At 74.4% G+C, this 8857-nt stretch carries 8 protein-coding genes, 1 other RNA gene and 1 pseudogene; 3 read left to right on the plus strand and 7 right to left on the minus strand.

Annotation, left to right across the window (positions count from 1 at the left end; translation table 11 throughout):
* Positions 1-356: pseudogene (locus WCS02_RS14385) on the plus strand (hypothetical protein); the annotation flags it as partial.
* Positions 357-403: 47 nt separating this feature from the next.
* Here WCS02_RS14385 and WCS02_RS14390 read toward each other — a convergent pair.
* Positions 404-1294, minus strand: coding sequence for a ribokinase (locus tag WCS02_RS14390; RefSeq protein ID WP_340294405.1), 891 nt, complete (start codon positions 1292-1294; stop codon positions 404-406).
* A gap of 121 nt (positions 1295-1415) precedes the next feature.
* On the opposite strand from WCS02_RS14390, the gene WCS02_RS14395 reads away from it, so the two are divergent.
* Positions 1416-2327: an ATP-grasp domain-containing protein gene (locus tag WCS02_RS14395; protein ID WP_340294406.1), complete on the plus strand. Its 912-nt coding sequence runs from the start codon at positions 1416-1418 to the stop codon at positions 2325-2327.
* A gap of 90 nt (positions 2328-2417) precedes the next feature.
* Here the strand turns inward: WCS02_RS14395 and WCS02_RS14400 are convergent, their stop codons facing one another.
* A complete protein-coding gene (locus WCS02_RS14400) occupies positions 2418-3809 on the minus strand; it encodes an LVIVD repeat-containing protein (RefSeq protein WP_340294408.1) in 1392 nt (463 codons plus the stop codon).
* 228 nt (positions 3810-4037) lie between these two features.
* Here WCS02_RS14400 and WCS02_RS14405 point away from each other — a divergent pair, with 228 nt between their 5' ends.
* Entirely contained in the window at positions 4038-4712 is a 675-nt protein-coding gene (locus WCS02_RS14405; protein ID WP_340294410.1) for a DUF305 domain-containing protein, read from the plus strand.
* Between the two features lie 50 nt (positions 4713-4762).
* Here the strand turns inward: WCS02_RS14405 and WCS02_RS14410 are convergent, their stop codons facing one another.
* The 5 genes from WCS02_RS14410 to WCS02_RS14430 all read right to left on the minus strand — a co-directional run.
* Positions 4763-5080 (minus strand): DUF1905 domain-containing protein, encoded by a 318-nt coding sequence (locus WCS02_RS14410; RefSeq protein WP_340294412.1) that lies wholly within the window; start codon positions 5078-5080, stop codon positions 4763-4765.
* Positions 5081-5167: 87 nt separating this feature from the next.
* Positions 5168-5539, minus strand: a transfer-messenger RNA (tmRNA) gene (gene ssrA, locus WCS02_RS14415).
* Positions 5540-5603: 64 nt separating this feature from the next.
* Positions 5604-7790: an HAD family hydrolase gene (locus WCS02_RS14420; RefSeq protein WP_340294414.1), complete on the minus strand. Its 2187-nt coding sequence runs from the start codon at positions 7788-7790 to the stop codon at positions 5604-5606.
* A gap of 56 nt (positions 7791-7846) precedes the next feature.
* Positions 7847-8323, minus strand: a complete 477-nt coding sequence (smpB, locus tag WCS02_RS14425; protein WP_340294416.1) for an SsrA-binding protein SmpB — start codon at positions 8321-8323, stop codon at positions 7847-7849.
* Between the two features lie 80 nt (positions 8324-8403).
* A partial coding sequence (locus tag WCS02_RS14430) for a M23 family metallopeptidase (RefSeq protein ID WP_340294418.1) occupies positions 8404-8857 on the minus strand: 454 nt, incomplete at its 5' end.

Consider the following 8857-nt stretch of genomic DNA (forward strand, 5'->3'; position numbering starts at 1 on the left):
CGACGGCGCCGCTCCCCCGCCCGTCCCGCCCCGCCGCGCGGCCCGTCGTGGTCCCCGCGCTCGCCGCAGCCGTCGCTCCTGACCAGCCCACCCCCGTCGCCGCGCCGTCACCGACCACGACCGAGACCCCGACGGGCCGGGCGACCACCGCGCCCCCCTCGTCCGGCAGCTCGGACGCCCCGACCGCAGGGGCGAGCGCTGCCGTCACGCCCGAGGCGCTCGGACGGACGGCCCCGGCCGGGTCGGTCTGGAGCCGGGCGGGCATCGCGGCGGTCCTGGCCGGCGTGCTGCTGCTCGGCGCCGCCGGCACGGCCACGGTCCTGGGGCGGGGCACCGGGGGCCGGCACACCCGCTGACCCCGTCCGGCGACCCCACGGACCGCCCCGCCAGGAGCAGAGACCCGCTAGCCCCGCAGCAGCGCGTCGACCGCCTCCCGCGTCGGCAGCGACGGCACCGCCCCACGGGTCCGCACGGTCAGCGACCCGGCCGCCACCGCACGGGGCAGCCCGTCCGCGACGGAGCCGCCGGTCGCGAGGTGGGCCGCGAGCACCCCGGTGAAGGCGTCCCCCGCCCCGGTGGTGTCGACGACCTCGGCGGGCCGGCCCGGCACGCGCACCACGCCGCCGGACCCGGCGTGCAGCGCACCGGCGGCGCCCAGGGTGACGACGACGTCGGCCACGGAGCCGGCCAGGTGGCGCGCCGCGGCCTCCGGGTCGTCGGACCCCGAGAGCGCGGCCGCCTCCGTCTCGTTGACGACGAGGACGTCGACGAGGGCGAGCAGGTCCTCCGGCAGCGGGTGGGCGGGGGCCGCGTTGAGCACGACGGTGCGCCCCGCCGCGCGGGCCACCTGTGCCGCGTGCCGGACGAGCCCGGTCGGGACCTCCAGCTGGCAGAGCAGAACCGACGCCGACCGCACGAGCTCCTGCGCGGCCGGGTCGAGCTGCTGCCGTGACCCGTTGGCCCCCGCGTCCACGACGATGGCGTTCTCGCCGGCCGCGGACACCACGACCAGGGCCGTGCCGCTGGGCCCGGCCACCCGCGCGACGCCGGTCGCGTCGACCCCCTCCTCGGCCATCGACGCCAGCAGCCGCCCGCCGGCCGCGTCGTCGCCGACCGCCCCGACGAAGCAGGTCGTGGCCCCCGCCCGGGCGGCGGCCACGGCCTGGTTGAGGCCCTTGCCGCCGACGTGCTCCTCGCGGCCGGTCGCGGCCACCGTCTGGCCCGGGGCGGGGATCGAGTCGACCCGCAGGACCAGGTCGAGGTTCGCGCTGCCGACCACGGTGACGTCTCCCACGCCGCCGAGCCTCGCAGCAGACCGCGCGCGCCGCGCCCCCCGCGGTCCCGCGTGCCTCCCGCGTGCCTCCCGCGCCCCCCGCGCCTGGAATCCCGACGACGGCCACCGGCTTGGCACCGGCGTGAGCGCACCCACGGTCCACGCCGTCCACGAGAACCCGCTGTGGTGGCCGCCCTTCGCCGCCGCCTTCGAGGCGGAGGGTGTGCCCGTCCGGCAGTGGCTCCTCACCGGAGACGAGCCGCTCGACCTCACCGGCACCCCGCCCGAGGGGGTCTGGTGGTCGCGGATGTCCGCCTCTTCGCACACCCGGGGCCACACCCGTTCCGTGGCGCACTCCCGTGCGCTGCTGCGCTGGCTCGAGGGGCACGGCCGTCGCGTGGTCAACGGCTCCGCGGTGCTCGAGCTGGAGGTGAGCAAGGTCGCCCAGGACGCCGCCCTGCGGGCCGCGGGGGTGCCGACGCCCGTGACGGTCGCGGCGTTCGGCCCCGAGCAGGTCCTCGCCGCGGCCCGCGCGGTCATGGCCGCGGGCGCGACCTCCGTGGTCACCAAGCACAACCAGGGCGGCAAGGGCCTGGGGGTCCGCCGCTTCGACGACCTCGGCGACCTCGAGCGCCACCTGGCGAGCTCGGACTGGGTCGAGCCGGTGGACGGCGTCGCGCTCGTGCAGGAGTACGTCGCCCCGGCCGAGCCGTTCGTCACCCGGGCGGAGTTCGTCGGCGGCCGGTTCCTCTACGCCCTGGCGGCCTCGACGTCGCAGGGCTTCGAGCTGTGCCCGGCCGACGCGTGCGGCGTGGACGGCGCCCCGCTGTTCCGGCTGCGGGAGGGTCACGTGCCCCCGCTGCTCGAGCGCTACGAGGCGTTCCTGGCCGCGACCGGCATCGAGGTCGCCGGCATCGAGTACATCGAGGCCGCGGACGGCCGGGTCGTCACCTACGACGTCAACACCAACACCAACTACAACCCCGAGGTCGAGTCCGCCGCCCCGCGCAGCGGCCCGCGCGAGATCGCCCGGTTCCTGCGCTCGCTCGGCTGACCCGCCCGGACGCGGGACGAGCCCGGTCCCCTCTCGGGGGCCGGGCTCGTCGTGGTGCTGGTGCTGGGTGGTGCTCGGTGCGTCGGCGCCTCAGTACGAGGGCTGCGTCTGCGGGTTGAAGTCCTCGGCGTACTTGCCGGCCTTGCCGCTGGCCACCCGACGGTCCTTGACCTCGAACACGTCGAAGCCCTGCTGGATGTCGTTGGAGTAGACGTAGCCGTCGTAGTAGTACGAGGACCAGGAGCCGCCGAGCACGAGCGCCTCGGCGGACAGCGGGCCGCGGTCGAACCACGCCAGCTCGACCGGGTTGGCCGGGTCGGTGAAGTCGAAGACCGAGGTGCCGCCCTGGTACCAGGCCTGGACCATGATGTCCGCGCCCTTGACCGGGATCAGCGAGCCGTTGTGGGCGACGCAGTTCTCGGTGCTGGACTGGGTACGGGGGATCTTGTAGTAGCTGGCGAAGTCGAGCTGGCCGGCGCCCGAGAGCTCGTAGATCGCGTTGGCGCCCTTCTCCGGGCCGACGGTCGGGTTGCACGTCGCCGCGCCGCCGCCGCCGAGCTCGTCGGTGAAGACGACCGTGGAGGCGTCGTTGTTGAACGTCGCGGAGTGCCAGAAGGCGAAGTTCTCGGTGTCGGCGACGCGGTCGAGGACCTTGGGGGCAGCAGGCGTGCTGATGTCCATGATGACGCCCTCGCCCATGCAGGCGCCGGCGGCGAGGTCCTTCTCCGGGTACGCGGTGATGTCGTGGCAGCCCGCCGTGGTCGGGGTGAGCCCGCCCTCGGGGAACAGGACCGGGGTCGCGACGACGGCCGCGGCGGCCGGGTCGGCGACCGGCACCTTGACGATGGAGATCTTGTCGTGGGGAGGCTGGCAGCGCGCGATGCCCACGTTCGGGCCGTAGGACGACACGTAGACGTAGATGTCGTCGCCGTCCGGCACGAGGGTGTGGGTGTGCGAGCCGCAGTCGGTCTCGACGGCCTTGACGTAGCGGGGGGCGGCCGGGTTGCTGATGTCGAAGATCCGGATGCCCTCCCAGTAGGCACCCGTGCCCGACTGGGCCGCCGTAGCGGCAGCGGAGCTGCAGCTGTCGTCGGTGCGGCGGGAGTCCACGGACAGGAACAGCAGGTCACCCTGGACGGTGATGTCGTTCTGCGAGCCCGGGCAGACGACCTGCACGACCTGCTTGGGCTTCCGGGCCTGCTTGATGTCGTACACGGTGAAGCCGTTGTAGTTGCCGGCGAAGGCGTAGTCGTCCTTGAACGCCAGGTCGCTGTTGTAGGACGCGACGTCGGCGAAGGCGCCCGACTTGGGGAGGTTCGCCAGCAGCGTCATGTTGCTGCTGGCGGTCTCGCCGACCTCGAGGACGTCGTCGGTGCCCGAGGCGGTGGCAGGGCCCGCGAGGGCGGCGCCACCGAGCCCCACGGCCACGGCGGCCGCGAGGGCGAGCGCCCGCATGCGCGGGCGGAGTGCGGTACCTGTCATGTAGCTGACCTCCGAGGTGGGATCGCACGGGTGCCGGCACGGACGCCGGCGGGGCCCGAGCCTGCGTGACTGGGGGTGACCCGCAGCCTTGCCCACGACCCCGAGAAGCCGACAGATCCGACAGATAACGGATCGGTAACGATGTACAGAAAATCGCTTGGGCCATCGTCAGCCCCTCGTGGGGCGTCCCGCAGGCTGACGTATGGTCCGGGCGACGGAAGGAGCACCGTGCCGACTCGCCGCACCGCCGCCCTGGGGGCGCTCGTCCTCGCTGCCACGCTCGCCGGCTGCTCGTCCGACGCGACCGAGGCCGTGGCGCCCCCGTCGGCCAGCGCCGGCTTCACCGCCGGCGAGGTGCCCGTGCTCGTCCCCGGCAGCCCCGGGGAGCCGACGACCACGCTGGCGCCGGGCGAGGAGGGCGAGGTCGCCAACCCGGCCGTGTACAGCGACGCCGACGTCGCCTTCGTCATGGACATGGTCCCCCACCACACCCAGGCGCTGCGCCTGGCCGAGCTGGCGCCGGACCGGGCGCGGGACCCCCGCGTGCTGGCCGTCGCCGAGCGCATCGCCGCCGGCCAGGGCCCGGAGATCGAGGTCATGCAGGCGTGGCTGCAGACGCAGGGGCTCCCCCCGGCCGACGAGGAGGGCGACCACACCGACCACCAGGGCATGCCCGGCATGACCACCGACGAGCAGATGCTCCGGCTCGTCGCGGCGGAGGACGGCGAGTTCGACCGGATGTTCCTCGAGCTCATGACCACCCACCACGAGGGCGCGATCCAGATGGCGCAGGACGCCGTGGACGCGCGCAACCCCGTCGTGACGGAGATGGTCGACGAGGTCGTCGCCTCCCAGGGCGCGGAGATCGACCGCATGCAGCAGGTCCTCGCCGGTCTCGGCTGAGCCCCGGCGCGCTCCCGGCGCGCCGCCCGGCGATCGCGCGGCACGCCTTCTCAGCGGCGGGGCCGCTGCGGAGGGGGGGACTGCCCGCCGAGCACGAGGTGCACCTCGACGACGTCGCCGAGCTCGATGCCCTCCGCGCGACGGACGGCGTCCTTGAGCGGCACCACGTAGCCGCCCTGGCGGGGCCACAACGACGTGGTCCACGTCGTGCCGCCCACCCGGAGCGTGGCCGGGACCATGCCCCAGCCGTACGTGACGGCGGCCGCTGCCTGCTGGACGTCGGCCGCGACGTCCGGCGGCAGGGCCACGAACCGGTACGGGGCGGGGCCGCGCCACTCGACGACCTCGCCCGAGAACGTCAGCTCCACGCCGACGAGCGTAGGCAGCCCCTCCGACGACCGGCAGCGGACGCACGAGAGGCCCACCCCCTGGTGGGGGCGGGCCTCTCGCGACAGGGGTGGAGGTGGCGGGAATTGAACCCGCGTCCGACGGTGAACGACCAGGGCTTCTCCGGGTGCATCTCGCAGCTGATTTTCTCGGCCCCGGCGATCACGCGAGCAAGTCGCCGACAGGCCCAGTCGTGTCAGTGTCGGACCGACCCCCACGACGAAGGTCGGACCCAGTGGCTCCTTAGTCGACGCCGGTACCTGGGGCAGGAGCATCCCCAGGCCGACGGACCTCTGCTAGTCCCCGCTCAGGCGGCGAGGGAGAAGTCGCTGCGCTTGGAATCGGCAGCTATTGGTTTCACAGGAACGTTTACGAGATGACCTGTGCTTCTCGACCCGCTTCCCCTGGCGCGACAACCGCCGTCGAAACCTGTCACCCCCTGTGGAGTTTTCAGACTCGGGGCCAGTGTAGCCCCGCCCCGCGGCGGCTGCGAGCGGGTTCTCCTCAGCGCAGCAGGCCCTTGAGCCGGTGGGCGCCGCCGCGCAGCACCCGTCGCGCGACCGGCGTGCCGCGGCCGACCGCGTCCTTGACGGTGGCGCGCGGCCGCAGCAGAGCGCGGGCCGGCAGCGGGCTCAGCCGGATCGACGCGGCCGTCCACTCGGTGCGCTGCGCCCGCCGGTAGAGCTGCTTGACCCGGGTGAGCGAGGGCCGGCCGCCGCTGACGGCGCCGGTGGCGATCGGCACCAGCTGGAACGGCCCGGCGAGGGGGACGATGCGCTGGCGCACGCCCTGGCCGACCTCCCACGGGAAGCCCGCCCAGGCCTGGACCTCCGCGTCGGTGGGCAGCTCCCAGAACAGCCGCATCACCGAGGTGAGGGCGAGGTGGACGTCCACGTGCAGGTACGGGTTCTGCCGGTCGACGGGCAGGTGGTCGACGTAGGCGTCCACCGTGCGCCACACCAGCGGCAGCCCCCAGGCCTCGACGGCCTCCTTGCGGCCCGGCTTGAGGACGGGCACCACGCCGTCGGGCGTCTCGTCGTAGCGGGTGAGGGTGCCGTGGTCACCGGAGCAGAAGATCTCGATGAGCGCGAACTGCGCGATGCCCAGCGGCGAGCCGCCCGGTCGCAGGCTGTCCGGCAGGTAGGCGGGCCCGCCGACCGGCACCCGGTCCTCGCCGGTGGGGACCGCGTCGCCGCGGGAGTCGAAGAAGTACGCCTCGCGGTGACCGGCCCACGGCGAGGCGCTGGCGTCCAGGCCGAAGAACAGGCCGTGCGACAGGGCCGAGCCCTCGGTCTCCTGCTGCAGCTCCAGCAGCACGTCGTGCTGCGTGCCCCGCCAGCCGACGTCGACGAAGGCGTGCGGGGTCCCGTCGAGCAGGCCCTGCTCGTGCAGGTACCGCATGACGACCGCGCGGTGGCCCTCCTGCGCCGCGGCCAGGGTGCCGTCGGCCTCGATCCGGTCGAGGGTCTCGAACAGCGGGCGACGCTGGGTCGTCGAGCGCCACACGTCGGGCCCGGCGCCGGAGGCGGCGACCACCCGCTCGACGACGTCCGCAGCCAGCCCGGTCCGCTCGAGGATGTCGATGTTGCTCACCCCGTCCGAGGACAGCCCGATGAGGCTGTGCCAGACCTGCGGGTTCTTCGTGGGGCTGGCGACCACCCGGTTCCACACCAGGCGGCTGGCGTAGAGGTAGTGCAGCTCCACGTCGATGCCGAGCCGGGGGGCCAGGCGCTCGGCGATGCGCAGCAGCACCTGGCCGTCGCGGGCGACGAAGTAGACCCGTCGCAGCCCCTCGGCCTCGGCCCGGCGGAGCACCCAGGTGACGAACGCGGTGAGCACGGGCGCCATGACGCCTGCGGCGACCCCGACCAGGGCCTCCTCGCGCTCCCCCTGCGGCTCCACGTGCAGGCGGGCGAGCCGCGAGGCGCCGGCCATCCCGGCGGTGAGGCCGTCGGTGGAGGTGCGGTGGCGCTGCAGCGCCTGCTCGTAGCGGGTGGGGTTGGCCGCGGGCAGGAACACGCTGCGCACCCCGGCGCTGGTGGCGCCCTTGACGTCGGCGCGCAGGTCGTTGCCGTGGTGCAGCAGCGAGCCGGCGGGCACGCCCTCGGCGTCGGCGACGACGCCGTACAGCCCCCCGCTGCGCTTGGTCTCCCCGTGCGCGTGCGAGACGTAGAGGACGTCGCCGGGCAGGAACAGGCCGTGATGGACGAGCTGGTCCTCGATGAACTGCGCGGGCAGGTACATGTCGCTGACGTAGACGACGGACCCGGTGCGGCTGCGGTGCTCCTGGACCAGGCGGACGCCGGCGGGCACGGGCTGCAGCAGCCCGGCCTCGACCTCCATCTCCAGCTCCGCCAGGGCCTCCCGGGCCTCGCGCGGCAGCCCGAGGGCGGCGACGAGCTCGGTGCAGATCCGCTCGAGGGTGGTCTCGGCGCGGTGCCAGTGCAGCGCCCGGCTCTCCGCCCACGCGCGTGCCTGGCTGTAGGCCTGGGGCGAGCAGGCCACGAGCCCGCGCTCCACGGCGCGCCGCCCGACCAGGTCGAACACCGCCGCGGGCGGGCTCACCGCGCGCACGAGCACGGTCTCGAAGACGTCGAACGTGACGACCTCGTCGCGGGGGCCGCCGGCCGCCGTGCCCGTGGCCCCGAGGGCCTCGACGTTCTCCGCGCCTGCTGCAGTCCCGGTGTCCACGCGCTGATCCTGCCGGACGCCGGAGGGCCGTGAGGTCCTCCGACCGGTCCGGGTGCTCAGCCCTGGCGCTTGCGGACCTCGCCGACGGCCCGGTCGGTCTCGCGCTGGTCCTGCCGCTCGCGCAGCGTCTGCCGCTTGTCGTAGGCCTTCTTGCCCTTGGCGACGGCGATCTCGACCTTGGCGTGGCTGCCCTTGAAGTACAGCTGCAGCGGGACGATCGTCAGCCCGGTGCCGGACATGGCGCCCATGAGCTTCTCGATCTCGCGCCGGTGCAGCAGGAGCTTGCGGCGGCGCCGGGCGGCATGGTTGGTCCACGTGCCCTGCGTGTACTCGGGGATGTGGACGCCCTCGAGCCACACCTCGCCGTCCTCGACCGTCGCGTAGCCGTCGAGCAGGCTCGCCCGACCGGCACGCAACGACTTGACCTCGGTCCCCCAGAGGACCATGCCGGCCTCGAAGGTGTCCTCGATGTGGTAGTCGTGACGTGCTTTGCGGTTGCTGGCGACGACGGTGCGCCCCGGGTCAGCGGGCATCGGACCATTCTGCCCGACGGGCGCCGTCCGGCCCTACCGGGTTCCCGGGGGCCGCCGTCGGAGGCGCTGCAGCGACCCGGTCAGAGGTAGCGCATCGGGTCGACCGGCGTGCCCGCGACCCGGGTCTCCAGGTGCAGGTGGCAGCCGGTCGAGCTGCCCGTGGTGCCGATGTAGCCGATGACCTGACCGCGGGTGACGTTCCCGCTGGTGACGGCGAAGCGGCTCTGGTGGGCGTAGGCGGTGGCGAGCGAGCTGCCGCCGACGTTGCCGTGGGAGATGACGGTGAAGTTGCCGTAGCCGCCGCCCCAGCCCGCGGACACGATGCGGCCGTCGGCGGCCGCCCGGATCGGGCTGCCGCACGGGGCGGCGAAGTCGGTGCCGGTGTGCAGCTTGCGGACCCCGGTGATGGGGTGGATGCGGTACCCGAACTGCGAGGAGATCCGCCCGTCGGAGGGCCGGAGCAGGAAGCCGTCGCTCGCGGGCGGGGCCGGTGCGGCCGGCGGGCGCGGGGCGGCGCGCACCGGCGGCGGGGGC

This window comes from Aquipuribacter hungaricus, from assembly GCF_037860755.1.
GTDB classification, from domain to species: domain Bacteria; phylum Actinomycetota; class Actinomycetes; order Actinomycetales; family JBBAYJ01; genus Aquipuribacter; species Aquipuribacter hungaricus.

Excerpts from the sequence above, each read along its gene's own strand:
- WCS02_RS14400 (WP_340294408.1), bottom strand. The coding sequence starts at position 3,809 with ATGACAGGTACCGCACTCCGCCCGCGCATGCGGGCGCTCGCCCTCGCG.
- smpB (WP_340294416.1), bottom strand. The coding sequence starts at position 8,323 with ATGCCCGCTGACCCGGGGCGCACCGTCGTCGCCAGCAACCGCAAAGCA.